Below are 26,350 nucleotides of genomic sequence, written 5' to 3' on the forward strand. Positions count from 1 at the left end.
GCGCTTCTCGATTCCTGACTGATCACTCGCGGCAGCGGTAGTGGTAGGTGCACAGCTCGCGGAACCCCGACCGCTCGTAGAGCCGGAACGCCGACTTGTTGGCCTTTTCCATCTGCAGGTACATGTGGTTCGACTCGCGTGCGGCCGCCCATGACGCCAGCGCGGCGAGCACGGACCGTGCCGCGCCTTGGCCCCGTGCGTGCGGAAGCGTCGCCATGCCGAACACGCCGGCCCACCCGTTGTCGGCCACCACACGCCCCACGGCGACCACCTCGTCGTCGACCTCCGCGTAGGCGTACGCGCTCGGTGCCTCCACACGGCTGAGCAGCTCGCGTTCTGCTTCGACGTCGCGTGTCGTCACCTCGTGCCACGCCGCGAGCCAGCCGTCGTCCGGCCGGGTCGTCACGGCACCGGCGTCCGCGTGCGCCTGGCGGAGCACGTCGGCGGTCGACGCGATCTGCAACGACATGTCGTGACCCCGCGCGTACCCGCGGCCGGCCAGCCGGGCGTCCAGGTCGTCGGCGCACACGCCCGGCGTGATCTGGAACCGCACCGGGGCACCGCGGCCCGCGCAGAACTCCTCGGCGACCTCGACCCGGTCCTCGCGGTCGTGCGGCAGGACCGCGCTCACCCACCAGGCGTCGTCGGGGGAATGGCGCAGCCACCAGCCACCGGCCTCTTCGACGTGCGCGGCCGGCTGAGCCCGTGCCGCGTACTCCTGCAGCGTCTTGAGCAGCACGTCAGTCCAACGACCCCAGCAGCCAGTTGCCGGCCGCCGCGGGGTCCTCGGAGAAGTAGAACTCCCGGATGGCCGCCAGCAGCGCGTGCGTGCACAGCAGGCCGTCGTCGTCGGAGAGCAGGTCGTGGATCATCCGGGCATCGGCCTCGGAAAGGTTCATCAACGCGCCGGTCCACTTCACGTGCTCGTCGACGGTGAGCTTGCCGTCGCCGTCCCCGTCGGCGATCGCCATGACCGCGTCCAGGAACGGCACGTACCCCTCGTCGAACGACTCCGGTGTCTCCAGCAAGCCGTCCGCGAACGCCTTCTTGTACTCGTCCACGCTGATCCGGCCGTCGCGGTCGGTGTCAGCGGCCAGCGAGAGCTGCTGCCACAACCCGGTCAGCGTCGCGCGGAATCGCACCGCCCTCGGCTCATCGTCACCCAGGCCGAACGCCCTCGTGGTGCGCAGTCCCGCGGTGGTGAAGTCATCGCACCCGATGAACCCGTCGCCGTCGGCGTCGTAGGTGCGGAACCGACGGGCCAGCTTGCGGTCCAGGAAGGCGGTGATCTCCATGGGCATCCTTCTACCGCATTTCGAACACGCCCTCCACCACCTGCTCTTTCACGCACGGCGCGACCCACGCGCCGGGCTGCTGCGCGTGGGTCTGACGAGGGCGTCGATCAATAGCCGCGGCTGGGCATGATCACCCACAGCACGAGGTAGACGACGAACTGAGGTCCGGGCAGGAGGCACGACAGCACGAACAGAAGGCGCACCGTGCTCGCCTTCATGCCCCACCGCTGGGCGAGCCCCGCGCACACACCTGCGATCATCCGGTTGGTCCTGGGCCTGCTCAAAGCAACTGTCGTGGTCATAGCTCCACAATGCTCCCGCCGGTCCGTTCGTTGCATCAGGGACAGCCCTGGGATACCCCTGACAACTGGTCGACGAACCTCAGGCACGTGGCGCGCATGGTGTCGACGGTCATGGACCTGGACCCGGCGAGCACCTGCAGCGCCAGCCCGTCGAGCATGCTGACCAGCATGTTCGCCAGCTCCACCGGGTCGTCGCCGGTCCGGATCTCCCCGGTGTCCTGGCCGTCGCGGAAGATGCTCGCGACGATCTCGCGCCACTCGCCGTAGAAGCGCTCGTTGAGCTCCTGCAGCTCGGGGCTGCGGATCGCCTCGACCCACAGCTCGGCCCAGATCTTCCACGCCTCGACCGTCTCCGCGCCCTGCGGCAGGTAGGACTCGACGACCATGCGCAGCCGCGACAACGGCGGCTCGTCGGACTCGAGGATCCAGCGGCGGCGCTTGAGCGACTGCTCGAAGCAGTGCTCGAACGCGGCGTCGGTGAGCTCGCGCTTGGTCTCGAAGTAGTAGTGGACCGTGCCGCCGGACACGCCGGCGTCTCTGGCCACGTCGGACACCCGGAGGTGGCGGAAGCCCTCGGCGGCGATCACCTTGCAGGTGGACGCGAGGATCTGCGCCTTGCGTTCGGCTTCCACGCTTGGACGGGGCATCCGTCACCTCCATGACTTGCTTCGAGACCTTACCGAAGCAACGCGCGCAGCCGGCGCTTGTCGACCTTTCCCACCTGCGTCAGCGGCAGACGGGGTACGACCGTGACGCCACGTGGTGCATAGAGATCGCCCAGTTCGGCGACAACGGCCTGCTCCACCTCGTGGAGGTCGAGCTCGTGGCCGTCCTCCACCACGACGAACAGGTGCACCGCCTCGCCCCACCTCTCGTCCGGTGCCGCCACCGCCGCGGCCTGCCGGATGCCGGGCAGTGTCACGAGGAAGTCGTCGAGCAGCCGCGAGTAGACGTTGTCGGAGGTGCGGCCGGTGACGATCACGTCCTTGCTGCGGTCGTCGAGGTAGAGGTAGCCGTCCTCGTCGAAGTGGCCCACATCGCCGGTGTTCAGCCAGCCGTCGCTGGTCTCGCTCAGCGGCGGCTCGCCCCAGTAGCCGCGCATGACGTGCGGGCCGCGCACCCACACGTCGCCGTCGCGCACCTCGACCTCCATCTCCGGGTTGGGCTTGCCGACGGTGCGCAGCGTGTGCGGCTTCGCGAGGTCGACGGCCGTCGCGGGCATGAACGCGATCGCCATGGCCTCGGTCATGCCGTAGCCCTGGTACACCACCGGCCCCCAGCGCTCGACCGCCTGCCGGAGGCGTTCCGGTGCGAGCGGGGAACCGCCGAGGCCGATGCTGAGGAACTGCGGTCCTGGGCAGTCCGGGTGGTCCAGCACCTCGTACATCATGGGCGGCACGAAGAACGTCGCGTTGACCTGCTCGTCGCGGGCGAGCCGCACGAACACGTCCGCGTCGAACACCGAGGGGCCGAGCACGAGCTTCGAGCCGGTGACCAGCGCCCCGACCGAGGCGCCGGCACCGCTGCCGTGCGTGATGAGCGTGCTGCACAGCATGGTGAGCGACGGCGTGTGGCTCAGCGCCTCCCAGCGGCTCGTCGAGCGCGGGCCGTGGACGGCGAGCTTGGGCAGACCGGTGGTGCCGCCGGTGTAGCTGACCGTGGTGAAGTCCGGCGCCGGAGTCCGCTCGACCGGGTCGCCGGGCAGCTCCGCGAGGTCCCAGCCGGTGAGGCGGGTGCTGAAGCCGGGGTCCACGACGACCGCCGCGACCTCCGCCTTCTCGATCAACGCCGCCAGCTCGCGCTGACCCGGCTCCGGTGGCACGTACACGAGCCGGGCGCCCAGCAGGTGCACGGCCACGGTGAGCAGCAGCGCCTCCGGGGTGTTGCCGATGAACACCGCCACGCCGTCACCCCGGCCGATCCCGCGCCGGGCCAGCCCGTCGGCCAGCCGGAACACCAGGTCACGGGCCTGGCCGCGGGTCAGGCGGGTGTCGCCGCCGATCACCGCCTCCCGTTCCTGCCCGGTCGCGAGGCGGTTGAGGACGAGGTCGACGTAGGTCATGGACCCTGTCTACTCCGGCTCCTCGTAGGCTGAACGGGTGGTAGCACCCCCGATGGCGCCCGATTCGCCAGAATCGCCGGAAAAGCCCGCCCGTCGCAAGCGGTTCAGCGGGTCCGTGCTGCTGCGCGTGCTCCTCGCCGTCGCCGGTGGCGTGCTGGTCTACCTGAGCTTCCCGCCGCGGCCGCTGTGGTTCCTGGCGCCGGTCGGGTTCGCCGTGCTCGCGTACGTGCTCTACGGCCGTCGTGCGCGCGCTGGGTTCGGATACGGCCTGTTGTTCGGTCTCGGGTTCATGGTGCCGTTGCTGCGGTGGACCGGGGAGTTCGTCGGGCTGGTCGCGTGGCTGCCGCTGGCGTTCGCGTGCGCGCTGATGATCTCGATCGGCACGACCGCGATGGCGTTCACCTCCCGGCTGCCCGCCTGGCCGCTGTGGGCGGCGTTCCTGTGGGCGGCGGACGAGGCGCTGCGCGAGGTGTTCCCGTTCGGCGGCTTCACCTGGGGCAAGATCGCGTTCGGGCAGCCGGAGGGCTGGTTCCTGCCGCTGGCCGCGCTCGGGGGCGCGCCGCTGGTGTCGTTCGCGGTCGTGCTGACCGGGTTCGGGCTGTTCTGGCTGACCAGGAACTGGAAACTCGGCCTGCCGCTGCTCGTGGTGCCGCTGGTGGCCGGGTTCGGCGTGCCGGTCGGGGTGGACGCCTCCGCGGGCACCGTCACGGTCGCCGCGGTCCAGGGCAACGTGCCGCGTGCGGGGCTGGACTTCAACGCGCAGCGCCGGGCCGTGCTCGACAACCACGTCAAGAAGACGGTCGAGCTGGCCGACGACGTGGCCGCCGGCCGGGTGAAGCAGCCCGACGTCGTCATCTGGCCGGAGAACTCCTCCGACATCGACCCGTTCCGCAACGCCGACGCCAAGGCGGCGATCGACAGCGCGGCGAAGGCGATCAAGGCGCCGATCGCGGTCGGGGCCGTCGTGGTCGACCGGGGCGACGGGCTGCCGCGCAACCAGGTGGTGCTGTGGGACCCGGAGAAGGGCGCCACGGACACCTACACCAAGCGCAAGCTGCAGCCGTTCGGCGAGACGATGCCGATGCGGTCGTTCTTCCGGCTGTTCTCGTCCGATGTGGACCGGGCGGGCGTCTTCCAGCCGGGCACCGACCCCGAGGGCTTCCGGATGGGGCCCGCGCGGGTCGCACTTGACACATGTTACGAAGTGGCGTTCGACTCAGTTGTCCGCGACTCCGTGACGGCGGGCGCGACGATCATCGCGATCCCGACGAACAACGCCACGTTCGGTCGCACGGAGATGACCTACCAGCAGCTTTCCATGTCACGGGTGCGTGCCGTGGAGCACGGCCGGGCCGTGGTGGTGGCCGCTACCTCGGGGGTCAGCGCGATCGTGCGGCCTGACGGCTCGGTCACGCAGAAGACCGGCCTTTTCGTGCCCGGCGCACTGGTGGCGGAACTGCCCCTGCGGTCACAGACTACGCTGGCGACCTGGCTTGGAGCCTGGCCCGCGTGGGTGTTGACCGCTGCGGGCCTTGTCGCGTTGGCGCTGGGCTTCACACGACGACGGAAGGACTCGAATGGCGCAGCAGCCTGACCAGGAACTCGGGCAGGTGCTGGTGGTGATCCCGACCTACAACGAGCGGGACAACATCGGAAAGATCGTCAAGAGGCTGCACGCGGCACTGCCCGACGTGCACGTCCTGGTGGTCGACGACGGCAGCCCCGATGGCACCGGCCAGCTCGCCGACGAGATGGCGGCCGCTGACCAGCGCGTCCACGTCATGCACCGCACGGAGAAGGCCGGCCTCGGCGCCGCCTACGTCGCGGGTTTCCAGTGGGCGCTCGACCGCGAGTACGGCGTCGTGTGCGAGATGGACGCCGACGGCTCGCACGCCCCCGAGCAGCTGCACCGGCTGCTGGACGCGCTGCCGCAGGCCGACCTGGTGATCGGCTCGCGCTGGGTGCCCGGTGGCGAGGTCGTCAACTGGCCCGTGCAGCGCGAGGTGCTCTCCCGCGGTGGTTCGCTCTACTCGCGCATCGCGCTGGGGGCGAACATCCGCGACATGACCGGCGGGTTCCGCGCCTTCCGCGCGGACACGCTGCGCAAGCTGAACCTGGCCTCGGTCGCCTCGGCCGGCTACTGCTTCCAGATCGACCTGCTCTGGCGCACGATCGAGCTCGGCTTCCGCGTGCGCGAGGTGCCGATCACGTTCCGCGAGCGCGAGTACGGCGAGTCGAAGATGAGCGGCAACATCGTCCGCGAGGCGCTCATCAGGGTGACCAAGTGGGGGCTGCGGCGGCGCGGCAACCAGCTCAAGGAGCTGTTCGGCGGCAAGAAGAAGTGAGGCGGGCCCGTCCGGAGTGGACGGGACCCCGACGGCCCCCGGCGTCGCGCCGGGGGCCGTTTTCGTGTCCGGGGCGATACGATTCAGAACCGATGCGACGGGACGTGGGGTGAGTGGTGGAGTGGAGTGCGGGCGCGGTGGCCCGGATGCTCGGCGTCTCGCCGACGACCCTGCGCACCTGGGACCGCCGGTACGGGCTCGGTCCGAGCACACGGGCGGAGGGCAAGCACCGCCGGTACAGCGAGAACGACGTGGCACGGCTGCGGCGGATGGTCGAGCTGACCACGTCCGGTGTCGCGCCGGCCTCTGCCGCGGCGACCGTGGTGCCGGCGACGTCGGACGACCTGGACTTCGAGGGTGCCGCGACCAGGCTCGACGCCGTGGAGATGCGCCGCGTCGCGGTCGACCTCATCGCCCGGCACGGCGTGGTGCACGCGTGGGACGTGGTGCTGGCGCCGTTCCTGGTGGAGCTGGGGGAGCGGGTCACGGCTTCGGCGTCGGGGGTCGAGGTCGAGCACTTCGCGAGCGCGAGCATCGGTGACGTGCTGCGGGCGTCCGCGGTCGCCGGTGCGCCGTCGGCCCTGCTGGCGTGCGCGCCGGACGAGCAGCACAGCCTGCCGCTGGACGTGCTGGCGGCGGCGCTCGCGGAGCACGGGCACGCGGCGCGCAACCTGGGGGCGCGGGTGCCGGGGGACGCGTTGACGAGCGCGGTGGAGGTGCTGAAGCCGCGGGTCGTCTTCGTGTGGGCACACGATCGGGTGTATGCCGAGCAGGTGCCCCTGGCCGAGCTCTTGACGGTGCCGGTGCTGGTCGGCGGGCCGGGGTGGGCCTCGATGACGCTTCCGCCGGGCGTTCAGCGGGTCGACACGCTGGCCGCCGCGGTTGAAACGATTTTGAATCGAATCTAGTCTGGTCGGCGTGAGCCTCGCCGATCGCATGATCCGTCTGCTGTGGGCGGCGGGTGACGAGGCCGTCGCCGAACGGGTCGTGCGCGCCCACTGGCGCGCGTTGCCCTCCGACGACGAAGCCGGGCGGGCCCTGCGGTCGCGGCTGGTTGAGGCGCTGCTGCGGGAGGTACCCGGCAAGGGCGCCGAGATCCGGCGCGCGGTGCTGGCCGATGAGGTGTCGCTGCTCGGCGCCGCGGAACGGGCGGCCCCGAGCCGCGCGACCGTGCTCGCCATCGTCCGCGCCCTGCCTGTGGGGAGTTGTTGATGACCGCTCTGCCCGTGCGCCACCACCCCGTGCGCGTGCTGCTCGTGTTCGTCGCCGCGGTCGTGGTGACCGCCGTCGTCGGCTCGCTGTTCTCCGTGTCGGCGGGAGCGGACTACCAGGCCCTGCAACGGCCGTCGTGGGCGCCGCCGCCGTGGCTATTCGGTCCGGTGTGGACGGTGCTCTACGGGCTGATCGCGCTGTCGGGCTGGCTGGCGTGGCGCGCCGGTGCCGGTCGCGGCGAGCTGACCCTGTTCGGCGTGCAGCTGGTGCTGAACGCGCTGTGGACGCCGTTGTTCTTCGCGCTCGGCTGGTACGCGGTGGCGGTGGCGGAGATCGCGCTGCTGTGGCTGTCGATCGCCGCTCTCGTCGTCGTGTTCTGGTCGCGCAGCAGGGCCGCCGCGCTGCTGCTGGTGCCCTACCTGGCGTGGGTCAGCTTCGCGGCGGCCCTGAACATCGCCATCGCCGTCGCGAACTAGCTGGTGGGTGTGTGGCCTGCGGAGGTGTAGTCGCCGCGGGCCCGTTCCCCGATGGTGAGACCGATGGCCAGCAGGACCATCGCGGCACCGAGGCCGAGGTGCAGCCAGTTGTCGGCGGTGTTGACGGGCAGGACGTTCGCGCGGGTCTGCTCGCCGACCGCGGAGCCGTAGACCCACAGCAGGACGTAGATCCCGCCGCCGACCACCAGGAACAACCGGGCGGCACCCGCCGTCCTCGCCATCAGCAGGCCGATGATCCCGAACGCCAGGTGCACCAGGTTGTGCAGCACGGACACGGCGAACAGCCCGAACAGGAGCGCGCCCGAGTGGTGGCCGGCGAAGGTCAGCTGGTCGTAGTGGCTGGTGATGCCGGGGATGAACCCGAGGACGCCGACGAGCAGGAACGCCCCGCCGACGACCCTGGCTGCCGTTTGCACAGGTTTCATGTGCCTGACTACCCCGCCACCGCCGGAACGAACTCGCGCGGCACCTCCGTCCCCACAGGTGCGGAGCGCCGGGTGGCTCCTGGGCGATCACTCCACCGCGGACTGTGACCGTCATCACGCCGCCGCTGGCGGGCGCGGTCGTGAATTGAGACACGGGGCTCAAGTGAAGCTGTGCTGAGGACCTGGTGCCTTGTTGGTTTCATACAAAGCACGCTGCTCAACTCGCTTCGCTCCAGCGGTTTTGTTACCGGGTAGTAGACGAGAGTGTGTACATCGATTGGGCGGCGACTGCCGCTGAGGTTGTCTGTCCGCGAGGAGAGAAGTCGTTGTTCAGTCGTGTAGCGATCGTCAACCGCGGGGAAGCCGCTATGCGGCTGATCCACGCCGTCCGTGAGCTCGCCGCCGAGTCAGGGGAACGGATCGAGACCGTTGCCCTGTACACCGATGTCGACAAGTCGGCGCCCTTCGTGAGGGAAGCCGACCTCGCCCACAACCTCGGCCTGGCGGCCGATCGTCCGTACCTCGACCTCGGTGTGCTGGAGAAGGCGCTCGTCGAGACCGGGGCCGATGCCGCGTGGGTCGGCTGGGGCTTCGTCGCCGAGATCCCCGAGTTCGCCGAGCTGTGCGAGAAGGTCGGGGTCACCTTCGTCGGTCCGTCGGCCGATGCCATGCGCAAGCTGGGCGACAAGATCGGCTCCAAGCTGATCGCCGAGGAGGTCGGCGTCCCGGTCGCACCGTGGTCGCGCGGTGCCGTCGAGAACCTCGAACACGCCCTGAAGGTGGCCGAGGAGGTCACCTACCCGCTGATGCTGAAGGCGACCGCGGGTGGTGGTGGCCGCGGCATCCGCAAGATCACCTCGCCGGAGGAGCTGGAGGAGAACTTCGACCGCACCAGCATGGAGGCCGAACGTGCGTTCGGCTCCGGCGTGATGTTCCTGGAGCGCCTGGTCACCGGCGCCCGGCACGTCGAGGTGCAGGTCATCGCCGACGGCCAGGGCACGGCGTGGGCGCTGGGCGTCCGCGACTGCTCGGTGCAGCGGCGCAACCAGAAGATCATCGAGGAGTCGGCCTCCTGCGTGCTCGCTCCGGAGCAGGTCGACGAGCTCAAGGCCTCGGCCGAGCGGCTCGCGAACGCCGTCGGCTACCGCGGCGCGTGCACCGTCGAGTTCCTCTACCACCCCGGTGAGAAGCTCTTCGCGTTCCTGGAGGTCAACACCCGCCTGCAGGTCGAGCACCCGATCACCGAGATCACCACGGGCTTCGACCTGGTCAAGGCCCAGCTGCACGTGGCGGGCGGCGGCAGGCTCGAAGGCGCCAAGCCCGCCGAGCTCGGCCACGCCGTCGAGGCCCGCCTCAACGCCGAGGACCCCGACCGCGACTTCGCGCCGTGCCCCGGCCGGATCGTCCGCCTCGAACTGCCCGCCGGTCCCGGCATCCGCGTGGACACCGGTGTCGCCGAGGGCTCGCAGATCCCCGCCGACTTCGACTCGATGATCGCGAAGATCATCGCGCACGGCCGCGACCGCGACGAGGCGCTCGGCAAGCTGCGCCGCGCCATGGCCGAGACCACGGTCATCATCGAGGGCGGCACGACCAACAAGAGCTTCGTGCTCGACCTGCTCGACGAGCCCGCCGTGGTCGACGGCTCCGCCGACACGTCGTGGATCGACCGGGTCCGCTCCGAGGGCGGCCTGATCTCGCACCGCCACTCCGCCATCGCGCTGGCCGCCGCGGCCATCGAGGTGTACGAGGACGAGGAGCAGATCAACCGCACCGAGCTGCTCGCCTCCGCGCACGGCGGCCAGCCGCGCACCAACCACGAGGGCGCGCGCAAGCTGGAGTTCGTGCTGCGCGGTCAGCCCTACGTCGTGACCGTGGCCCGCGCCGGCGCCACCAGGTACCGCGTCGGCGTGTCCGCGGCCGACTCCGACGTCGTGCTGTCCGCCGACGTCGACGTCGAGCGCTTCGACCACCACGTCGGCCAGATCACCGTCAACGGCACCCGGTTCCGCGTCGTCACCGGCACGTCCGGTGTGGTGCACCAGGTCGAGGTCGACGGCGTCACCCACCGCGTCACCCGCGACGAGGGCGGTGTGCTGCGCTCGCCGATGCCCGCGCTGGTCGTCGCCACGCCGCTGGAGGTCGGTGCCGAGGTCGAGGCCGGCGCTCCGGTGCTGGTCCTCGAGGCGATGAAGATGGAGACGGTGCTGCGCGCGCCGTTCCGCGCCCGGCTCAAGGAGCTGAACGTCGTCGTCGGCACCCAGGTGCCCGCCGGTGGCGCGCTGCTCAAGCTGGAGGAGGTCGAGGACGACGCGGGCGCCGTGCAGGTGCAGAAGCCGGAGTCCGCGGTCGAGCTGGAGATGCCCGCGCCGCAGACCGGCGTCCCGGCCGAGCAGCTCGCCGCACGGGGCCTCGACGACCTGCGCAGCCTGCTGCTGGGCTTCGACACCACCGCCGCGGACACCGAGCGGGTGCTGGCGGGCTACATGAGCGCGCGGGAGGACCTGGCGGAGCGGCCACTGGTCGCGGAGGCGCAGCTGCTCAGCATCTTCGCCGACCTGTGCGACCTGTCGCGCAACCGCCCGGCCGGCGAGGAGACCAAGCCGGAGAACCACATCCACTCGCCGCGCGAGCACTTCCACACCTACCTCAAGACGCTCGACGCCGACCGCGCCGCGCTGCCGGCGACGTTCCGCGAGCGGTTGCAGCACGTGCTGAGCCACTACGGCATCACCGAGCTCGACCGCACGCCGGAGCTGGAACAGGCGGTGTTCCGCATCTTCGTCGCGCTGCGCCGGGGTGTGTTCGACGCCGCCGTCGCGACGACCCTGCTGCGCCGCTGGGTGGAGGAGGCGCCGCCAGTCGAGTCGGAGCGGGTGCGGGTCGGCCTGGTGCTGGAGCACATCGTCGCCGCGACCCAGGTCCGCTACCCGCAGGTGGCCGACCTCGCCCGCAGCGTCGTGTTCACCTGGTTCGCGCAGCCGCTGGTGCGCCGCAACCGCGCCCGCGTGCACACCGAGGTCCGCAGGCACCTGATCCACCTCGACGCGCAGCCGCAGGCCGCCGACCGCGAGGACCGGATCGCCGCGATGGTCGCGTCGGCCGAACCGCTGGTGCGCCTGCTCGGCCAGCGCATCGGCAAGCCCGGCGCGGACAACACCCCGCTGCTGGAGGTGCTGGCCCGCCGCTACTACACCAAGAAGGCGCTGGAGAACCCGCGCGTGGACGGCGCGTTCTTCCTCGCCGAGAACGAGCCGGAGCAGACCCGCCTGGTCAGCACCGCCGTCGAGTTCTCGTCGCTGGTGGACGCGATCGGCGACATCGTCAAGCACGCCGACGGCAACCCGGTCGTGGCCGACCTCTACGTCAACTGGCCCGACGGTCCGTCCGAACAGGACGAGCTGGCCGCCGGTCTGGGTGCCGCGGTGGCCGCGCACCAGCTGCCGCCGACGATCACCCGCATCACCACCACCGTGGCCGGCCGCCGCGGTGAGTCGATGCACCACCACTTCACGTTCCGCCCGTCCTCGAACGGGTTCGCGGAGGAGAGGCTGGTGCGCGGGCTGCACCCGCGCATCGCCGAACGCATGCAGCTGGAACGGCTGCGCGAGTTCGACCTCACCCGCCTGCCGTCGGTGGACGAGGACGTCTACCTGTTCCGCGCGGTGGCGAAGACGAACAAGTCCGACGAGCGCCTCGTCGCGCTGGGCCAGGTCCGCGACCTGACGCCGCTGCGCGACGACGAGGGCCGGATCGTGGCGCTGCCCGCGGCCGAGGACGTGCTGGCGACGTGCCTGGACGGCATCCGCCGGGCCCGTGCGCAGGCCGGTGGCCGCACCCGCCTCGCGACCAACCGCGTGGTGCTCTACGCGTGGCCGCCGACCGACCTGCACTCGGCGGACCTGGACGCGATCGCGTCCCGCGTGCTGCCCACGACCACGGGCCTGGACCTGGAGGAGGTCCTGTTCCTGGCGCGGCGCAAGGACAGCGAGACCGGTGAGCTCACCGACATCGGCGTCCGCATCGCCACCGACGCGGGCTCGGGCGTGCGGTTCTCGTTCGTGCAGCCGCCGACCGACGCGATCCAGCCGCTCGACGACTACCGCCAGAACGTCCTGCGCGCCCAGTCGCGCGGCACGATCTACCCGTACGAGCTGTGCGACATGCTCGCGGGCGAGGGCGGTTCGTTCGTGGAGCACGACCTCGTCGACGGCGCGCTGGTGCCGGTCGACCGCCCGCGCGGCGGCAACAGGGCGGGCATCGTCGTCGGCGTGGTGACCACCCCGACCCCGGCCTACCCCGAGGGCATGAAGCGCGTGGTGCTGCTGGGCGACCCGACCAAGTCGCTGGGCGCGCTCGCCGAACCCGAGTGCTCGCGGGTGATCCACGCCCTGGACCTGGCGTCGTCGCTGTCGGTGCCGCTGGAGTGGTTCTCGCTCTCGTCGGGCGCGAAGATCTCGATGTCGTCCGGTGTCGAGAACATGGACTGGGTCGCGGCGGCGCTCAAGCGCATCGTCGAGTTCACCCAGGACGGCGGCGAGATCAACATCGTCGTCAACGGCATCAACGTCGGCGCCCAGCCGTACTGGAACGCCGAAGCCACGATGCTCATGCACACCAAGGGCATCCTGGTCATGACGCCGGACTCGGCGATGGTGCTGACCGGCAAGCAGGCGCTGGACTTCTCCGGCGGCGTGTCGGCGGAGGACAACTACGGCATCGGCGGCTACGACCGCGTCATGGGCCCGAACGGCCAGGCGCAGTACTGGGCCCCGAACCTGCGGGCGGCGTTCGCCGTGCTGCTGGCGCACTACGAGCACACCTACGTGGTGCCGGGCGAGCCGGGCCCGCGCCGGGTGTCCACTTCGGACCCGGTGGCGCGCGACGTCTCGTCGTACCCGCACGTGGCGGGCGACAGCCCGTTCACGACGGTCGGGGAGATCTTCTCGGCCGAGGCGAACCCGGACCGCAAGAAGCCGTTCGACATCCGCACGGTGATGCGCGCGTTGTCGGACCAGGACCACGTCGTCCTGGAGCGCTGGGCGGGCATGGCCGACGCGGACACCGCCGTGGTGCAGGACGTGCACCTGGGCGGCATCCCGGTGACGCTGCTGGGCATCGAGTCCCGCGGCGTGGCCCGCGCCGGTTTCCCGCCCACCGACGGCCCGGACACCTACACCGCGGGCACGCTGTTCCCGAAGTCGTCGAAGAAGGCGGCCCGCGCGATCAACGCGGCCTCGGGCAACCGCCCGCTGGTGGTGCTGGCGAACCTGTCCGGCTTCGACGGCTCACCCGAGTCGATGCGCCTGCTGCAGCTGGAGTACGGCGCCGAGATCGGCCGCGCGATCGTGAACTTCCGCGGCCCGATCGTGTTCTGCGTGATCTCCCGCTACCACGGCGGCGCGTTCGTGGTCTTCTCGAAGGCCCTGAACCCGTCCATGACCGTGCTCGCCGTCGAGGGCTCGTACGCCTCGGTCATCGGTGGCGCACCGGCGGCCGCGGTCGTGTTCGCCCGTGACGTCGACGGCCGCACGGCCAACGACCCGCGGGTGAAGAAGCTGGAGACGGCGGTCGCGGAGGCCTCCGGTGCCGAACGCGCGGCCCTGGCCGCCGAGCTGGCGTCGACGCGGCAGTCGGTGCGAACCGAGAAGCTGAACGAGACGGCGGCGGAGTTCGACCGGGTGCACAGCGTGCAGCGGGCGGTGGAGGTCGGGTCCGTGGACGCGATCATCTCGGCTGCCGAGCTGCGGCCGGCGATCATCAAGGCCGTGGAGGCCGGTCTGGCCCGCTAGTGCTTGGATGGAGGAGCCCCGGCGATCTCGCCGGGGCTCTTCTGCGTTCTGGGGGCGGTCGTGCGGGACATCGCGGAGCTGACCGAGGTGGACGACCCCGGCTGGCCGGTGGTGGCGGAGGCGGTTCCCGCGTCGTGTGCGGTGCTGCCACCGGAACCGGGTGCCTGCCGGGCTGTGTTGCTGCAGCTGCAGGTGACCGTGCGGTCGTTGCTGGGCGCGGTGGTGCTGAACACCGGCGGTATGGTGCTGCACCACGGGTGGTTGCGCGTGTACGGCGGCTCGGGCGGTGCGTTGCCGAGCCTCGGAGAGGTCAACGGGTTTCCCGAGACCGTGGACCCGTCGTGGGCGCCTGCCGGCGGGCTGGTGCTCGCCCACGACGTGCTGGGTGGCGTGTTCGCGTTGAACGGCGCGGACTGCGGGCGGTCCGGCCGGCCAGGGGAGCCGGGGCAGGTCGTGTACTTCGCGCCGGACACGCTGGAGTGGGAGACCTTCGACGGCGGACACGGCGCGTGGCTGATGTGGATGCTCGACGGTGGGGTGGAGCGGTACTACGAGGGCATGTTCTGGCCGGGGTGGGAGGCGGACGTGGCGGCGCTCGGGCTGCGCGAAGGCATCACCGCGTACCCGCCGCTGTGGTCCGGGGAGGGCGCGACCGACGTCGCCGGGGCCACGCGGTCACCTGTGCCGATGAGCGAGCTGCTCTCGTTCACCGCGGACGTGTGCGGGCAGCTCGGCATCACCGATCCGGGGCCGCTCGGCGAGGTGGCGGAGTAACCCGCGGTTGACGGAGACCGGCCACTTCGCAGCTGAGCTCTTTCCTCCCGGTTCGGTTCGCGCGTTCCGGATGCCGAACGAACGTGCACGCACGGGACCGAGCTCACCAGGTGCTGACCGGGGCGTTCCTCGCCGTCACGATCGCGACGCGAAGTCTGACCCGGTACTCGGGCTCCTTCGCGCGTCGTTCTTCCTCCAGCAGCCGGATCCGGTTGATGTTGACCATGAAGTTGTGCAGGGGGCCTGGGTGGTGCGGACTGACCGCCCTGGTGACCTCATCTCGGCTGCCGAGCTGCGGCCGGGCTCTTCTCGTTCGGTGGCACCGGCACTGCGCGCGGTCAGGCCGCGTCCAGCTTGAACGGGTCGTGCTCCGCCAGCAGCTTGTCCAGCCGCGCCCGGTCCACGCGGCTCGCGATGTAGGTGTCCTCCTGCCGGTCCCTGATCACCTTGGCCAGCGTGAACGCCGACGTGACCGTGTAGAGCATCGCGATGCCCAGGAACGCCCGCACCCAGCCGTCGACCGGCAGGAACACGACCCCGATGCCGACGGCGGTGAGCGACAGGCCGAAGGACAGGACCGCCTGCACGTAGAAGGCGCCGGAGGTGGGGGTGCTGGCGGGCTTGGTGGTCATGCCGTCCAGCGTCCTGGGTCACACCGGGCCTGTCATGAGTACGGCTACTCATCCGAGCGGGACGGGGGCGAACCAGCGGGAGTTTTTCTGGTACGGTCGTACTAATGTACTGGGTGGTGCTGGTCGCGTCAGGAGTGCTGGAGGCCGTGTGGGCCACGGCGCTCGCCGCGTCGCGCGGTTTTCGCCGGCCGTGGCCGGTGGTCGTGTTCGCCGTGGCGATGACGTTGAGCGTCGCCGGGCTGGCGTGGGCGATGCAGGGCATTCCCGTCGGCACCGCCTACGCGGTGTGGGTCGGGGTGGGGGCCGTGCTCACGGTCCTCGTCGCGGTCGCGCGGGGTGAGGAGAAGCTCGGGGTCGCCAAGGCGGTGCTGCTGGCCGCGTTGATCGGCTGCGTCGCCGGGCTGAAGGTGGTGAGCTGAGTGCACTGGGCCGTGTTGCTGGTGAGCGCCGTGCTCGAAGCGGTGTGGGCGACCGCGTTGTCCGAGCAGTCCTATGTGGTCTTCGCGGTGGCCACGACGCTCAGCATGGTGGGGCTTTCCGTTGCGATGAAACGGATTCCGGTCGGCACCGCGTACGCGGTGTGGGTCGGGGTCGGTGCCGCGCTGACCGTGACGTGGGCGATGATCACCGGTGCGGAAGCCGTCTCCGCCTGGAAGGTCGTCTTCCTCACCGGGATCATCGCCTGCGTCATCGGGCTCAAGTTCCTGAAGGGCTCAGGCGTTGAGCGTCCACCGCTGGTTGGCGGTGGCGGCGCAGTCCCAGAGCTGGAGCCTGGTGCCGTCCGCCGAGCTGGGGCCGGTGGCGTCGAGACAACGCCCTGAGGCCGCGTTGCGCAGCTGGCCGTTCGACTCGGCGGTCCACTGCTGGTTGCCGGCGCCCGTGCAGTCCCAGAGCTGGGTCACGGCGCCGTTGGCGGTACCGGACGCGTCGAGGCACTTGCCCAGTGCGCGCAGCGTCTGACCGGTGCGGGTCCACTGCTGGGCGTTGGTGCCGTTGCACGTGTACAGCTGCACCGCCGTGCCGTTGGCCGAGCTCGCCCCCGCCACGTCCACGCACTTGCCGCCGTAACCGGTGATCGTGCCGCCGGTGGGCGGGTTCTGGGTGCCGCCGCTCGCGGCCTCCCAGATCGCGTTGAGCAGGCTGGTGCTGCCGGTGGTGTCCTGGGACAGCTCCCAGTTCATGATGCCGCCGGCGTTCGACAGCGCCCACGTCGTCTTGCGCTTGATCGTGGGGATGCCGTTGTAGTAGTTGCCGTTGTAGCTGTCGCGGTTGGCATTGGCCGGGTCCTGCGCGACCAGGTCCTTGTAAGCGATGTAGGTCGGCCGGCTGTAGAACGGCACGCCCAGCACTGCCTTGCTCGCGGGCAGGCCGCGGCCCTTCCAGAAGTTGACGCTGTTGATCGACCAGTCGTAGTTCGCGTGCGGGTTGCCGCCGTCGTAGGCCATGATGTTCAGCCAGTCGACGATGCCGAACACCGCGGGCTGCACGCCGTTGGCCGTGCCGCCCTCGGAGACGACGGCCGCGGTCAGCAGCTTGCCCCGGCTGTGCAGCGCGTCGCCGAGCTGGCGCATCAGCAGGGTGTAGTTGTCACCCTCGGCGCCGGGGTCCGGGTACTCCCAGTCGATGTCGACGCCGTCGAGGTTGTACTGGTTCACCAGGCCGACGAGCGCGTTGACGAACGTCGTGCGGCCGTTCGCGCTCGCGGCGAGGACCTCGAAGTTGTCGTCGTTGCCGTCGTTCCAGCCACCGACCGCGATCGAGACCTTCACGCCGTTCTGGTGGCCGAGGCTCACCAGCTGCTGCAGCTTGCCGGGGTCGGGAACGCCCTGGAGCGTGCCGTTCGAGTTCGGCAGCACGAACGAGTAGTTGATGTGCGTCAGCTTGCCGTACTGGATGGAGCTGACGCTGCCGGACCACGACGGCAGGTAGCCGACGCTCTTGAACCCGGCCGGGTAGGCGGCTTGCGCGGCAGGCGCCGTGACCGTGATGGTCGCCGCGGCGGCGGCCAGCGCGAGGCAGGCCGAACCGAGGCGAGAGCGGAGTGAACGCATGTGCAGGGTTGCCTCTCACTAACGTCGAGCGCCCACAGCGACGGTAGTGGTCTAGACCGGTTGCCGGGAAGGCCGGCAGCCGACCGGAACTGGTTCCGGTCGTGGCAGCAGGGGATCAGCGCAGGTACGAGGCCCCGTTGACGTCGATGACCGTGCCGCTGGCCCACGTCGCGGCCGGGGTCGCGAGCCACGCGACGGCCGCCGCGACCTCCTCGGGTTCCGCCACCCGCCCGAACGGGCTCTGCCCGCGGATGGCGTCACCGGCGGGCCCGGCCAGCAGGTCCGTGACCATGTCGGTGCGCACGAACCCCGGTGCCACCGCCGCCACCGCGATCCCCTGCGGTGCCAGTGACTGCGCCAGCGACTGGGTCAACGCGTGCAGCCCCGCCTTCGCCGCACCGTAGGCGGGCGCGTCGGGTTCGCCCCGGAACGCGCCGCGCGACCCCACGTTGATGATCCGCCCGCCCTCTGGCAGGTGCCGCACGGCGTGCCACGCCAGGTCGGCCGGCCCGTACAGGTTGAGCTCGACCGTGCGCCGCCACGCGTCCTGCCACTCGGCGAAGCTCGTCGCGGTGATCGGGTGCAGGAAGTACACGCCCGCGTTGTTCACCAGCACGTCGAGCCCGCCGAGCCGCTCGACCGCCTCGGTGACGACCTGCTCGGCCTCACCCGCGGCGATGTCGCCCCGCACGGTCACGTGGCCGTCGCCGGGCAGGCCCGCGGCCACCTCCGCGGCCTGCTCCGGGTCGCTGCGGAAGTGCACGGCGACCCGGTGCCCGTCGGCGGCGAGCGCGTGGGCGATGGCCGCTCCGATGCCCCGGGAGGCACCGGTCACGAGTGCGCGCCTGGTCACGGCGACTGATTGTCGATCATCCACTTGCCGTTCACCTGCACCAATGTGTACGTGTTGCGCTCGGTCGTCGTGACCGCCCCGCCCTTGCGGTACGTGAGCGTCGCCGACACCACGTTGTCGCCCTGCGGTGCGAAGTCGGACAGCTCGACACCGCTGAACTGGCCCCACCACTGCTGGTACTCCTGGAACGTCCGCGTCCTGGTCGCCTTGAACCTGTCCGTCAGCGTCGCGTACCCGGCTTCGAGGTTGCCGGGGATCAGCGCGTAGTACGCCGTCAGCGCTTCCTGCGCCGTGCCCGGCGTCGTCGCGGGCGGCGGGGTCGCGGTGTTCGGCGGGACGACCGGCGTGGTCGTCGTCTCCTGCGGGGTCGTGGTCTCCGCTGCCGTGGTGGTCGGCTGCTGCGACTGGGACTGCTGCGGCTGCTGGGACTGGCTCGCCGCCGGCGGGTTCGCCGAGCCGGTCGGGTCGTTCCCCGCCTGCTCGCGGTTCCCCTTCGGCCACAGCAGGAACGCGCCGACACCCACCGCGATCACCAGGACGATGATGCCGAGGAGGGCGAGCGGGTTCCTGCGGCGTTCCTCCTCCTGGGCGGACGGGACGGGCGCGGCCGGGGTGGCGGGCTCAGGCCGTGCCGGTGCCGGTGCCGGAACGGGCTGCGCGGGTTCGGGCTGGGCGGGTTCGGACTGGGCGGCCTCCGGCGTGGTCGCTGCGACCGCGGTCTTCTCCGGTGCCGCAACGGGTTCCGCGGGGGGCGCGGCAGGCTCCGCGGGGGGCGCGTCGGCGGTGTCCGCGGGCGGCGGCTCCACGGCGGCGGCTGCTTCCGGCTCCCCGGCTGCCGCGGCGGCGACCGCTGCCTCCGGCTCGCTCGCCTCCGCACCGGCGTTCCCGGCTTCGTCAGCGTCGGCCTCGTCAGCGCCTGCCTGGTCCGCGTCGGCCTTCTCCTGCTCGGCATCGGCCTTGCCCGGCGCCGTCAGACCCGCTGCCTCCGCCTGCGCCGCACCGGCCACGAGCCCGGCCGCCGCCGCACCGGCCGCCGCGGCGCCCGCCTTCTTCTGCTGCTTGGCCTTCTCCTCCGGCTGCGCCTCGACCGGCAGCTCCACCGTCGCCGGGATGACGACCGTGGCCTCGGACGCCTGCGGCGTCTCGTTCACGACGGCGGCCAGCAGGTGCACGGCCTCCTCCATCGTGGGGCGGCGCTCCGGGTCGGTGGCCAGCAGGCGGAACAGCACCGGTGAGAGCAGCGGGCCGGCGTTCGCGGGCGGCATGATCGAGCCGCTCGCCACGCGGTGCAGCATCGCGATGTGGTTGTCGGCCGCGCCGAACGGCGGCGTGCCCTCCACGGCGTTGTAGAGCGTGGCGCCGAGGGAGAAGACGTCGGACGGGAAACCGGCTTCCTCGCCGCGGGCGATCTCGGGGGAGAAGAACGCGGGGGTGCCGACCGTGCCGGTCGCGGTGGCGGTGCCGTCGTCACCGGTGGCGCGCGAGACGCCGAAGTCGGTGATCTTGACCTCCTGGTCGCCGATCAGCACGTTGCCCGGCTTCACGTCGCGGTGCTGGATGCCGTTGCGGTGCGCGGCGGCCAGAGCGGCGGCGGTGTAGCAGCCGATGCGGGCGACCTCGCGCGGCGGCAGGGTGCCCTGCTCGGCGATCACCGCCGCGAGGCTGCGCGAGGGGAGGTACTCCATGATCAGCCACGGCTGGCCGTCGTCCTCGACGGCGTCGTACACGCGGATCGCGTTCGGGTGCTCCAGCCGGGCGGCCAGGCGCGCTTCGCGCATGGCCCGGTGCTTGGCGCGGTCGATCTTGGAGTCGTCGAGCCCCGCCAGCACGAGCAGCTCCTTGGCTGCGACGACGCGGTGCAGGTTCTCGTCATAGGCCTGCCACACGACGCCCATGGCGCCCTGGCCGACTTTCGTCCTCAACCGGTAGCGGCTCCCGATGAGCCGTTTGTTCTCCTCCACGACGTGTGCTCTCCCTGTCCCCTCGATCACCTACAAGTGTGACGGGCGACGCGATGTCGGTTGACTGTAACCCCTATTGGGGGTACATGTGGGGTTATGCCAAAAGTCAACGTGTACCTGCCGGACGACCTGGCCGAGACCGTCAAGGACCTCAACATCCCGGTTTCCGCGATCTGCCAGCGTGCACTCGAAGGTTCCGTCAAACGCATAGCCGCCATCCGGGCGGTGAAACCCGAAGACCTGGTGAGAGGGTCGGACCGGATCGAGAGCTTCACCCAGCGCGCCAAGGACGCCCTCCGGCTCGCCGTCGAGGCTGCGGGCGGACAACCGAGCGTGACCAGCGAACACCTGGTGGAGGGACTGCTGCGCGAAGGGGGGAACCTCGCGCTGGACGTCCTGCAGGCCATCGACATCGATCCCGCGACCCTGCGCCACACCTCCGCCTCCGAGGGCGCCGCTCCTGCCGGGCTGGCGGCCGACGCGGCGAACGCGCTGGAGCTGGCCGTCGTCGAGGCGATCGCACTGGGCCACAACTACGTGGGTTGCGAACACCTGCTGCTCGGTCTGGTCGCCGAACCGGAGGGGGCGGGCGGTCAGGTGCTGCGGGACCGCGGTGCCGACCTCAAGTCCACCCGGCGCGCGGTGCAGACGGCGCTCGCGGGCATCGTCCACCTCAAGAAGCAGCAGCAGAGCACGCCGGACGCGGCGAAGGTCCTGGAAATGATCATGAGTCGGCTGGCCCGGCTGGAGCGGCACGCGGGTATCGGCTGACCAGCTCCGCCCCGATGGCGGCCAGGTGGTCGCGGACGGACTCGGGCGACTCGACGGTGACCAGGCCGCCCCAGCCGGCGACGGTGCGCGCGAGGTCGAGCGGCCGGGGCGCGGTCAGCTCGACCCGCGTCCGGTCGCCGAGCTCCGCCACGACCGTGCAGTGACGGCCGTGCTGGTGCCGGAAGACGTCGAGGAACCGCGTCGGCACCACCAGCACGGCCGTGGTCTCCGCCCGCCTGCGCTCCACCTCCGTGACGACCGAGTCCCAGGCACCGGCGAGCTCGAAGCCGGCGGGACGGCTCGCCTGCTCGTCGGTCAGCGCCGCTTCCCGCACCCGGTCCAGCCGGAACGTGCGCTGACCGTCCGGCGTCCCCGCCACGAGGTACCAGGTGCCGTCCTTGTCGACGAGCCCCCACGGGTCGACCACGCGCTCGCTCGCCCCGGCACCGCGCTTCGCGTAGGTCAGCCGCACCTTCCGCTGCCGCACCACGGCCTGCTGCAGTGCCGTGACCAGCGCCGGCCGGTCGCCGGTGTGCTCGCCCCAGGCCGCGGTGTCGACGACGACCGCCTCCGCTGCCGCCTGCGCGTCGGCCCGGAACGTGCCCGGCAACGCCCGGACGAGCTTGCGCAGCGCCGACCTCACCTGCGGTGCGACGGCCGCCGCCGGTCCGGCGACCAGGAACAGCGCCTGCGCCTCGGCCGCGGTGAGCCCGCTGAGGTCCGTGCGCGCGCCACCGACCAGCGACCAGCCGCCGCCCCGGCCCGGCTGCGGGTACACGGGCACCCCGGCCGCGGACAACGCCTCCAGGTCGCGCCGGGCGGTGGCCGTGGAGACCTCCAGCTCCTCGGCGAGCTCCGCGGCGGTGACCCGGCCGCGGGCCTGCATCAGCAACAACATGGCCACGAGCCGGTCTGCGCGCATGTCGACAGCTTCCCGGTCAAAGTGCTCAGAAGATGAGCACTTCACAGCCGAAGCTGGGGGACATCAGCAAGTCGGACCTGCGAAGGAGAACGAGATGTTGCGAGGCATGTCGACCGTGTCCTACTACGCCGACGACCTGGCGGAGGCGCGCGCCTGGTACACCGAACTGCTGGGCGTCGAGGCCTACTTCGAGCGCCGCACACCGGACGGGCTGCTGGCCTACGTCGAGTTCCGCATCGGCGACCACCAGGCGGAGCTGGGGCTGGTGCACCGCGGTTTCGAGGTCACGCCGTCGGACGGGCCGTCCGGGGCGGTCCTCTACTGGGCGGTGGACGACCTGCGGGCGACGCTGGACCGGCTGTTCGAGCTGGGGGCGGAGGTGCACGACGAACCGCGGGTGCGCGGCGAGGGGTTCGTGACGGCGTCGGTGGTCGACCCGTTCGGCAACGTGCTCGGCGTGATGACCAACGTCCACTACCTCGCGGTGCTGGCCGGGCAGGGGTGAGCCGGGACCGGTCTTGCGCGGAAAGGCCCGCTGTGCTGCTCGGACACCTATGCTGCAGGGATGACGACGCAGCTCGCCATCACGGGGCACCGGGGGCTCTCCGCCGAGCTGGAGGCGGAGGTCGACCGGATGATCCGGGCCGCCGTGACCGCGGACGACGACGTGGTCGGGGTGTCCTGCCTGGCCGACGGCGCGGACGCGGTGTTCGCCCAGGCCGTGCTGGACGTGGGCGGCGAACTGGTGGCCGTGCTGCCCGCGGTGGAGTACCGGGCGTCGCTGCCGGAGGAGTTCCGGCCCGTCTACGACCGGTTGCTCGCGGAGGCGGGCCGGGTGGTGCAGCTGCCGTTCGTGACGCCCGACCCGACCGCCTACATGGAGGCGGGCAAGCGGATGGTGGACGAGCTGGGGGAGTCCGCCGCCCTGCTCGCGGTGTGGGACGGGCTGCCGGGGCGCGGCCCTGGCGGCACGGCGGACGTGGTCGCCTACGCGCGGTCGCGGGGCGTGCCGGTCACGGTGCTGTGGCCCGAGGGCGCGAGCCGGTGAGACGCGGTCACCGCGCACACGCCGTCGGCGCAGCTCCTGGCGCGGGGCTGGTGGCGGTGCACACCGGGCGCGCGGACGCTGCTGGTATACACGGCGGTGCTCATGGTGTCGTCCGGCGTCGTGCCGGCCGTCGCCGACCAGCTGACGTTGAGCTCCCGGCGCCGGTGGTGTTGCTGTCCGGTGACGCCGGCCGAGCACCATTGGGGGAAGTTCGTGAAGACGGTTCAGCTACCGGACGGCGCCGAGGTGACCGGTCGCGGCCTGCGCGACGGCAGGCTCGTCGAGCCCGCCCCTGCCTACGGCCTCTACCTCCAGGCGCGCGCGGTCGACCTGCCGTGGGAGCACGACTGGGTCGAGTGGCCTGACTTCCGCCTGCCCCGCGACCCCGCGGCGGCGATCGGGTTCATCCGCGCGCTGCACCGGCGCGCACTGGCCGGTGACAGGGTCGAGGTGGCGTGCAGCGGCGGTGTCGGCCGCACCGGCACCGTGATCTCGTGCCTGGCGGTGCTCTCCGGGGTGCCCGCGGACGAGGCGGTGGCGTGGACCCGTGCCCACTACCACCGCCGTGCCGTGGAGACGCCGTGGCAGAAGCGCTGGGTGCGCCGGTTCCCGGTCAGCTAGCGGGCTCCAGCACACCGAACCACTGCTCGGCGCCGAAGGCGTCGAACCGCTCCACCTCGGTGAACCCCAGCCGCTTCGCGAGCCGCAGCGAGCTCTCGTTGGCCACCCGGGTCGTGAGCACCAGCGGCTCACCGGGCAGCGCGGCGGCGAACCACCCCAGTGCCGCCGCGCACGCCTCGGTGGCGTAGCCGTTGCCCCACGAGGCGGGCAGGAACAGGTAGCCGAGCTGGTGCTCGCCGCCTTCTGGCCGGTAGTGCCCCGGCTGGTCGGGCAGCCGCCGGTCGAACGTGACCATCCCGATCGTCTCGCCGTCCAGCTCGACGGCGAAGAACCCGAACCGGCGGCCCGGCACCTCCGGGGCCGCGGCCTCGACCTCGGCCCGCGGCTTCGAGCCGCCGATGTGGGTGCCGACCTCGGGTGAGGAGAACAGCTCGACGAACGCCGCGCGGTCACGTGCCTCGGACTGGCGCAGCACCAGCCGTTCCGTCTTGATCGGGGAAGGCGGCCACCCTGGTTCGGTCATGATCTCGAAGCTACCCGTCCGAGGGCACCCGGCTCGCCGCGATCTCCGGCGACAGGTCGATCACCGTCCGCCGGTGCACCAGTTCGAGGACCTCCGGCGGCACCGCGTCGCCCGCCTCCAGCAGGCTGGGCAGCAGGGCGGCCTCCGTGGTGATGGCGCGCAGGAACAGCTCGACCGTGACGTCGTGGCCGGGGCGGTGCACGACGGTGATCTCGTCGCCGGGCGCGACCAGGCCGGGTTCGAGGACGCGGAAGTAGGCGCCGGGCCGTGCCTCCTGCGTGAACCGCTTCACCCAGCCGGGCTGGCCGAGGAACGTCGCGAACGTGCGGCACGGCACGCGCGGACCGGTGACCTCCAGCACCGCGGTGCCGACGCGCCAGTGTTCACCGACGCGCGCGTGGGTGTGGTCGATGCCCTGGGTCGTGAGGTTCTCGCCGAACTGGCCGTTGTCCAGCTCGACGCCGAGCTCGGCCTGCCACCAGTCGAGGTCCTCGCGGGCGTAGCCGTAGACCGCCTGGTGGGCGCCGCCGTGAACCGTCCAGTCGCCGATCTCGTCACCGGCCACGCCGCTGCCGGCCGAACCCTTGGGGCCGACCGGGCCGACCCGCAGCGGTCCGTCGACCGGGCGCTTGTCGATGCCGGTGGTGCCGGCGCGGGCGTAGTCGACCGGGACGGTCTTCGAGGCGACGTTCAGCGAGAGCACTACTGGCATGGCATCGACATTATTGGCCGACTGCCCTCGATGCGATCGAATTGACGTAGTCCTGGTATTTGCCCACCTTGTAGGTGATGAGGTCCAGGCACTCCTGCAGCCGCGCCATCTGCTCGCGGACCCGGTCCTGGTGCTCCTTGAGGATGTCGAGGCGCTGCAGCTCGTTGCCGTCGCCCTGGCGGACCAGCTCGGTGTAGCGGCGGATCTCCGGGACGGGCATTCCGGACATCCGCAGCATGATGCACATGCGCAGCCAGTCCACGTCCTGCTGCGTGTACACCCGGCGACCGCCCGGTCCTCTGTGGACCTCGTGGGCGAGGATGCCCTCCTTCTCGTAGAACCGGAGCGCGTGCACGCTCAGCCCGGTGTGTTCGGCGACCTCGCCGATGCTCATCCCCATGCCCCGAGCATAGGTTCTTGACCTAGAGGCGGCTCTAGTTCGTACGTTCTCGCTCATGACGATGCGCTATCGCGTACTTGGGGGAACGGGCATCGAGGTCAGCCACCACTGCCTCGGCGCCATGATGTTCGGGAACGTGGCCAACGCCGACCACGGGGAGGGCGTGCGGATCATCCACCGCGCGCTGGACGCGGGGATCAACTTCGTCGACACCGCCGACATGTACTCGGCAGGGGAGTCCGAGGAGATCGTCGGCAAGGCGCTCGCCGGCCGCCGCGACGACGTGGTGCTGGCGACGAAGGTGCACTTCCCGCTGACCGACGGCCGCAACCGCAGCGGCAACTCACGGCGGTACATCATGCGCGCGGTCGAGGACAGCCTGCGCCGGCTCGGCACAGACTGGATCGACCTGTACCAGGTGCACCGGCCGGACTACGCGACCGACGTCGAGGAAACGCTGTCCGTGCTCACGGACCTGGTGCGGGACGGCAAGATCCGCGCGTTCGGGTGCTCGACGTTCCCGGCGGAGGAGATCGTCGAGGCCCACCACGTGGCGCTGAACCGCGGCTTCCTGCGGTTCCGCACCGAACAGCCGCCCTACTCGCTGCTGGCGCGCGGGGTCGAGCGCTCGGTGCTGCCCACGGCCCAGCGGCTCGGCATGGGCGTGCTGGTGTGGTCGCCGCTGGCCAGCGGGTTCCTGTCGGGCAAGCACCGCAGGGGCGCGGCGGCCGAGGCGTTCCGCGCGACGCTCACGCCGGACAGGTTCGACGAGTCGCTGCCGGGCAACGCCGCGAAGTTCGACGCCGTCGAGCAGTTCGCGAAGCTCGCCGACGAGATGGGCGTGACGCTGCCCGCGCTCGCGATCGCGTTCGTGACGACGCACCCCGCCGTGACCTCGGCGATCACCGGGCCGCGCACGATGGAGCAGCTGGAGTCGCTGCTGGAGGGCGCCGACCTGGTGCTGACCGACGACGTGCTGGACCGCGTCGACGAGATCGTGCCGCCCGGCACCGACACCTACGACGTGCACGGGTTCTGGAAGCCCGCGTCGCTGGTGGACGTCCACCAGCGACGCAGGCCCCTGGACCGCCGGCAGGCCGGTTTGCCGCAGGCCATGCATAGCCCCCGGGTGGGGAGGCGGATGGAAAGACC

28 protein-coding genes and 1 pseudogene are annotated in these 26,350 nt (G+C 71.3%); 14 read left to right on the forward strand and 15 right to left on the reverse strand.

Translation table 11 applies throughout. The features are described 5' to 3' along the window. Positions 1 to 22: 22 nt before the first annotated feature. From AB0A63_RS20845 to AB0A63_RS20865, 5 genes are all read right to left on the reverse strand, one after another. On the reverse strand, positions 23 to 739 hold the full coding sequence (locus tag AB0A63_RS20845; RefSeq protein WP_360393652.1) for a GNAT family N-acetyltransferase: 717 nt from the start codon (positions 737 to 739) through the stop codon (positions 23 to 25). A 1-nt stretch (position 740) separates the two neighbouring features. Further along, complete coding sequence (locus AB0A63_RS20850; protein ID WP_360393655.1) at positions 741 to 1,295, reverse strand: EF-hand domain-containing protein; 555 nt, start codon at positions 1,293 to 1,295, stop codon at positions 741 to 743. A gap of 107 nt (positions 1,296 to 1,402) precedes the next feature. Further along, positions 1,403 to 1,597, reverse strand: a complete 195-nt coding sequence (locus AB0A63_RS20855; RefSeq protein ID WP_360393658.1) for a PspC domain-containing protein — start codon at positions 1,595 to 1,597, stop codon at positions 1,403 to 1,405. Positions 1,598 to 1,632: 35 nt separating this feature from the next. Further along, positions 1,633 to 2,244, reverse strand: coding sequence for a TetR/AcrR family transcriptional regulator (locus AB0A63_RS20860; protein WP_360393661.1), 612 nt, complete (start codon positions 2,242 to 2,244; stop codon positions 1,633 to 1,635). A gap of 29 nt (positions 2,245 to 2,273) precedes the next feature. Further along, a complete protein-coding gene (locus AB0A63_RS20865) occupies positions 2,274 to 3,659 on the reverse strand; it encodes an AMP-binding protein (protein ID WP_360393664.1) in 1,386 nt (461 codons plus the stop codon). 52 nt (positions 3,660 to 3,711) lie between these two features. Here AB0A63_RS20865 and lnt point away from each other — a divergent pair, with 52 nt between their 5' ends. From lnt to AB0A63_RS20890, 5 genes are all read left to right on the forward strand, one after another. Continuing rightward, positions 3,712 to 5,253, forward strand: coding sequence for an apolipoprotein N-acyltransferase (lnt, locus tag AB0A63_RS20870; protein WP_360393667.1), 1,542 nt, complete (start codon positions 3,712 to 3,714; stop codon positions 5,251 to 5,253). After that, positions 5,237 to 6,004 (forward strand): polyprenol monophosphomannose synthase, encoded by a 768-nt coding sequence (locus tag AB0A63_RS20875; RefSeq protein ID WP_360393670.1) that lies wholly within the window; start codon positions 5,237 to 5,239, stop codon positions 6,002 to 6,004. The genes lnt and AB0A63_RS20875 overlap by 17 nt, the downstream gene beginning before the upstream one ends. A 113-nt stretch (positions 6,005 to 6,117) precedes the next feature. Beyond that, positions 6,118 to 6,912, forward strand: a complete 795-nt coding sequence (locus AB0A63_RS20880) for a MerR family transcriptional regulator (protein ID WP_360393673.1) — start codon at positions 6,118 to 6,120, stop codon at positions 6,910 to 6,912. A 10-nt stretch (positions 6,913 to 6,922) separates the two neighbouring features. Further along, complete coding sequence (locus AB0A63_RS20885) at positions 6,923 to 7,216, forward strand: hypothetical protein (protein WP_360393676.1); 294 nt, start codon at positions 6,923 to 6,925, stop codon at positions 7,214 to 7,216. Next, positions 7,216 to 7,692, forward strand: coding sequence for a TspO/MBR family protein (locus AB0A63_RS20890; protein WP_360393679.1), 477 nt, complete (start codon positions 7,216 to 7,218; stop codon positions 7,690 to 7,692). Before AB0A63_RS20885 ends, AB0A63_RS20890 begins: the two co-directional genes overlap by 1 nt. Here the strand turns inward: AB0A63_RS20890 and AB0A63_RS20895 are convergent. After that, positions 7,689 to 8,138: a DUF4383 domain-containing protein gene (locus AB0A63_RS20895; protein ID WP_360393682.1), complete on the reverse strand. Its 450-nt coding sequence runs from the start codon at positions 8,136 to 8,138 to the stop codon at positions 7,689 to 7,691. The two genes, AB0A63_RS20890 and AB0A63_RS20895, sit on opposite strands and share 4 nt — an antisense overlap. A 326-nt stretch (positions 8,139 to 8,464) precedes the next feature. Between AB0A63_RS20895 and AB0A63_RS20900 the strand changes: the two genes are divergently transcribed. Together AB0A63_RS20900 and AB0A63_RS20905 are read left to right on the forward strand one after the other, a co-directional pair. After that, positions 8,465 to 13,930: a carboxyl transferase domain-containing protein gene (locus AB0A63_RS20900; protein WP_360393685.1), complete on the forward strand. Its 5,466-nt coding sequence runs from the start codon at positions 8,465 to 8,467 to the stop codon at positions 13,928 to 13,930. A gap of 60 nt (positions 13,931 to 13,990) precedes the next feature. Continuing rightward, positions 13,991 to 14,704, forward strand: a complete 714-nt coding sequence (locus tag AB0A63_RS20905; protein WP_360393688.1) for a DUF2625 family protein — start codon at positions 13,991 to 13,993, stop codon at positions 14,702 to 14,704. A 103-nt stretch (positions 14,705 to 14,807) separates the two neighbouring features. On the opposite strand, the pseudogene AB0A63_RS20910 reads toward AB0A63_RS20905, so the two are convergent. Next, a pseudogene (locus tag AB0A63_RS20910) lies at positions 14,808 to 14,975 on the reverse strand (5'-nucleotidase); the annotation flags it as partial. Between the two features lie 67 nt (positions 14,976 to 15,042). Beyond that, on the reverse strand, positions 15,043 to 15,336 hold the full coding sequence (locus AB0A63_RS20915) for a YiaA/YiaB family inner membrane protein (protein ID WP_360393691.1): 294 nt from the start codon (positions 15,334 to 15,336) through the stop codon (positions 15,043 to 15,045). Between the two features lie 104 nt (positions 15,337 to 15,440). On the opposite strand from AB0A63_RS20915, the gene AB0A63_RS20920 reads away from it, so the two are divergent. Further along, on the forward strand, positions 15,441 to 15,755 hold the full coding sequence (locus AB0A63_RS20920) for a multidrug efflux SMR transporter (protein WP_360393694.1): 315 nt from the start codon (positions 15,441 to 15,443) through the stop codon (positions 15,753 to 15,755). Positions 15,756 to 15,797: 42 nt separating this feature from the next. Then, positions 15,798 to 16,157 (forward strand): SMR family transporter, encoded by a 360-nt coding sequence (locus tag AB0A63_RS20925; RefSeq protein ID WP_360393748.1) that lies wholly within the window; start codon positions 15,798 to 15,800, stop codon positions 16,155 to 16,157. Here the strand turns inward: AB0A63_RS20925 and AB0A63_RS20930 are convergent. The 3 genes from AB0A63_RS20930 to AB0A63_RS20940 form a co-directional block, all read right to left on the reverse strand. Continuing rightward, positions 16,050 to 17,387, reverse strand: coding sequence for a glycosyl hydrolase family 18 protein (locus tag AB0A63_RS20930; RefSeq protein WP_360393697.1), 1,338 nt, complete (start codon positions 17,385 to 17,387; stop codon positions 16,050 to 16,052). The two genes, AB0A63_RS20925 and AB0A63_RS20930, sit on opposite strands and share 108 nt — an antisense overlap. A gap of 115 nt (positions 17,388 to 17,502) precedes the next feature. Continuing rightward, on the reverse strand, positions 17,503 to 18,240 hold the full coding sequence (locus AB0A63_RS20935; protein ID WP_360393700.1) for an SDR family oxidoreductase: 738 nt from the start codon (positions 18,238 to 18,240) through the stop codon (positions 17,503 to 17,505). Continuing rightward, positions 18,237 to 20,201: a serine/threonine-protein kinase gene (locus AB0A63_RS20940; RefSeq protein ID WP_360393703.1), complete on the reverse strand. Its 1,965-nt coding sequence runs from the start codon at positions 20,199 to 20,201 to the stop codon at positions 18,237 to 18,239. Before AB0A63_RS20940 ends, AB0A63_RS20935 begins: the two co-directional genes overlap by 4 nt. A 96-nt stretch (positions 20,202 to 20,297) precedes the next feature. Here AB0A63_RS20940 and AB0A63_RS20945 point away from each other — a divergent pair, with 96 nt between their 5' ends. Continuing rightward, entirely contained in the window at positions 20,298 to 20,972 is a 675-nt protein-coding gene (locus AB0A63_RS20945) for a Clp protease N-terminal domain-containing protein (RefSeq protein ID WP_360393706.1), read from the forward strand. On the opposite strand, the gene AB0A63_RS20950 is transcribed toward AB0A63_RS20945, so the two are convergent. After that, a complete protein-coding gene (locus tag AB0A63_RS20950; protein WP_360393709.1) occupies positions 20,926 to 21,894 on the reverse strand; it encodes a YafY family protein in 969 nt (322 codons plus the stop codon). The two genes, AB0A63_RS20945 and AB0A63_RS20950, sit on opposite strands and share 47 nt — an antisense overlap. A gap of 94 nt (positions 21,895 to 21,988) precedes the next feature. On the opposite strand from AB0A63_RS20950, the gene AB0A63_RS20955 reads away from it, so the two are divergent. The 3 genes from AB0A63_RS20955 (at position 21,989) to AB0A63_RS20965 (ending at position 23,563) form a co-directional block, all read left to right on the forward strand. Beyond that, positions 21,989 to 22,399, forward strand: coding sequence for a VOC family protein (locus AB0A63_RS20955; protein WP_360393712.1), 411 nt, complete (start codon positions 21,989 to 21,991; stop codon positions 22,397 to 22,399). Positions 22,400 to 22,459: 60 nt separating this feature from the next. Then, positions 22,460 to 22,942, forward strand: a complete 483-nt coding sequence (locus tag AB0A63_RS20960; RefSeq protein WP_360393715.1) for a hypothetical protein — start codon at positions 22,460 to 22,462, stop codon at positions 22,940 to 22,942. A gap of 213 nt (positions 22,943 to 23,155) precedes the next feature. Continuing rightward, a complete protein-coding gene (locus AB0A63_RS20965; RefSeq protein WP_360393718.1) occupies positions 23,156 to 23,563 on the forward strand; it encodes a protein-tyrosine phosphatase family protein in 408 nt (135 codons plus the stop codon). On the opposite strand, the gene AB0A63_RS20970 is transcribed toward AB0A63_RS20965, so the two are convergent. From AB0A63_RS20970 to AB0A63_RS20980, 3 genes are read right to left on the reverse strand one after another with little or no spacing between them, the layout of a single operon-like run. Next, positions 23,556 to 24,086 (reverse strand): GNAT family N-acetyltransferase, encoded by a 531-nt coding sequence (locus AB0A63_RS20970; protein ID WP_360393721.1) that lies wholly within the window; start codon positions 24,084 to 24,086, stop codon positions 23,556 to 23,558. The genes AB0A63_RS20965 and AB0A63_RS20970 overlap by 8 nt on opposite strands. A 10-nt stretch (positions 24,087 to 24,096) precedes the next feature. Then, positions 24,097 to 24,798, reverse strand: coding sequence for an MOSC domain-containing protein (locus AB0A63_RS20975; protein ID WP_360393724.1), 702 nt, complete (start codon positions 24,796 to 24,798; stop codon positions 24,097 to 24,099). A 10-nt stretch (positions 24,799 to 24,808) separates the two neighbouring features. Continuing rightward, positions 24,809 to 25,198: a MerR family transcriptional regulator gene (locus AB0A63_RS20980; RefSeq protein ID WP_360393727.1), complete on the reverse strand. Its 390-nt coding sequence runs from the start codon at positions 25,196 to 25,198 to the stop codon at positions 24,809 to 24,811. Positions 25,199 to 25,259: 61 nt separating this feature from the next. Here AB0A63_RS20980 and AB0A63_RS20985 point away from each other — a divergent pair. Beyond that, positions 25,260 to 26,350 (forward strand): aldo/keto reductase (locus AB0A63_RS20985; protein WP_360393751.1); only part of this gene is annotated, 1,091 nt, incomplete at its 3' end.

Origin of the sequence: Lentzea sp. NPDC042327, from assembly GCF_040647275.1 — a bacterium.
Classification (GTDB): domain Bacteria; phylum Actinomycetota; class Actinomycetes; order Mycobacteriales; family Pseudonocardiaceae; genus Lentzea.

What these genes read in the sequence shown, in the direction of transcription:
- AB0A63_RS20850 (WP_360393655.1), bottom strand. Translation starts at nt 1,295, where the DNA reads ATGGAGATCACCGCCTTCCTGGACCGCAAGCTGGCCCGTCGGTTCCGC.
- AB0A63_RS20855 (WP_360393658.1), bottom strand. Translation starts at nt 1,597, where the DNA reads ATGACCACGACAGTTGCTTTGAGCAGGCCCAGGACCAACCGGATGATC.
- AB0A63_RS20860 (WP_360393661.1), bottom strand. Translation starts at nt 2,244, where the DNA reads ATGCCCCGTCCAAGCGTGGAAGCCGAACGCAAGGCGCAGATCCTCGCG.
- AB0A63_RS20865 (WP_360393664.1), bottom strand. Translation starts at nt 3,659, where the DNA reads ATGACCTACGTCGACCTCGTCCTCAACCGCCTCGCGACCGGGCAGGAA.
- lnt (WP_360393667.1), top strand. Translation starts at nt 3,712, where the DNA reads ATGGCGCCCGATTCGCCAGAATCGCCGGAAAAGCCCGCCCGTCGCAAG.
- AB0A63_RS20875 (WP_360393670.1), top strand. Translation starts at nt 5,237, where the DNA reads ATGGCGCAGCAGCCTGACCAGGAACTCGGGCAGGTGCTGGTGGTGATC.
- AB0A63_RS20890 (WP_360393679.1), top strand. Translation starts at nt 7,216, where the DNA reads ATGACCGCTCTGCCCGTGCGCCACCACCCCGTGCGCGTGCTGCTCGTG.
- AB0A63_RS20895 (WP_360393682.1), bottom strand. Translation starts at nt 8,138, where the DNA reads ATGAAACCTGTGCAAACGGCAGCCAGGGTCGTCGGCGGGGCGTTCCTG.
- AB0A63_RS20915 (WP_360393691.1), bottom strand. Translation starts at nt 15,336, where the DNA reads ATGACCACCAAGCCCGCCAGCACCCCCACCTCCGGCGCCTTCTACGTG.
- AB0A63_RS20920 (WP_360393694.1), top strand. Translation starts at nt 15,441, where the DNA reads ATGTACTGGGTGGTGCTGGTCGCGTCAGGAGTGCTGGAGGCCGTGTGG.
- AB0A63_RS20930 (WP_360393697.1), bottom strand. Translation starts at nt 17,387, where the DNA reads ATGCGTTCACTCCGCTCTCGCCTCGGTTCGGCCTGCCTCGCGCTGGCC.
- AB0A63_RS20945 (WP_360393706.1), top strand. Translation starts at nt 20,298, where the DNA reads ATGCCAAAAGTCAACGTGTACCTGCCGGACGACCTGGCCGAGACCGTC.
- AB0A63_RS20950 (WP_360393709.1), bottom strand. Translation starts at nt 21,894, where the DNA reads ATGCGCGCAGACCGGCTCGTGGCCATGTTGTTGCTGATGCAGGCCCGC.
- AB0A63_RS20955 (WP_360393712.1), top strand. Translation starts at nt 21,989, where the DNA reads ATGTTGCGAGGCATGTCGACCGTGTCCTACTACGCCGACGACCTGGCG.
- AB0A63_RS20960 (WP_360393715.1), top strand. Translation starts at nt 22,460, where the DNA reads ATGACGACGCAGCTCGCCATCACGGGGCACCGGGGGCTCTCCGCCGAG.
- AB0A63_RS20970 (WP_360393721.1), bottom strand. Translation starts at nt 24,086, where the DNA reads ATGACCGAACCAGGGTGGCCGCCTTCCCCGATCAAGACGGAACGGCTG.
- AB0A63_RS20975 (WP_360393724.1), bottom strand. Translation starts at nt 24,798, where the DNA reads ATGCCAGTAGTGCTCTCGCTGAACGTCGCCTCGAAGACCGTCCCGGTC.
- AB0A63_RS20980 (WP_360393727.1), bottom strand. Translation starts at nt 25,198, where the DNA reads ATGGGGATGAGCATCGGCGAGGTCGCCGAACACACCGGGCTGAGCGTG.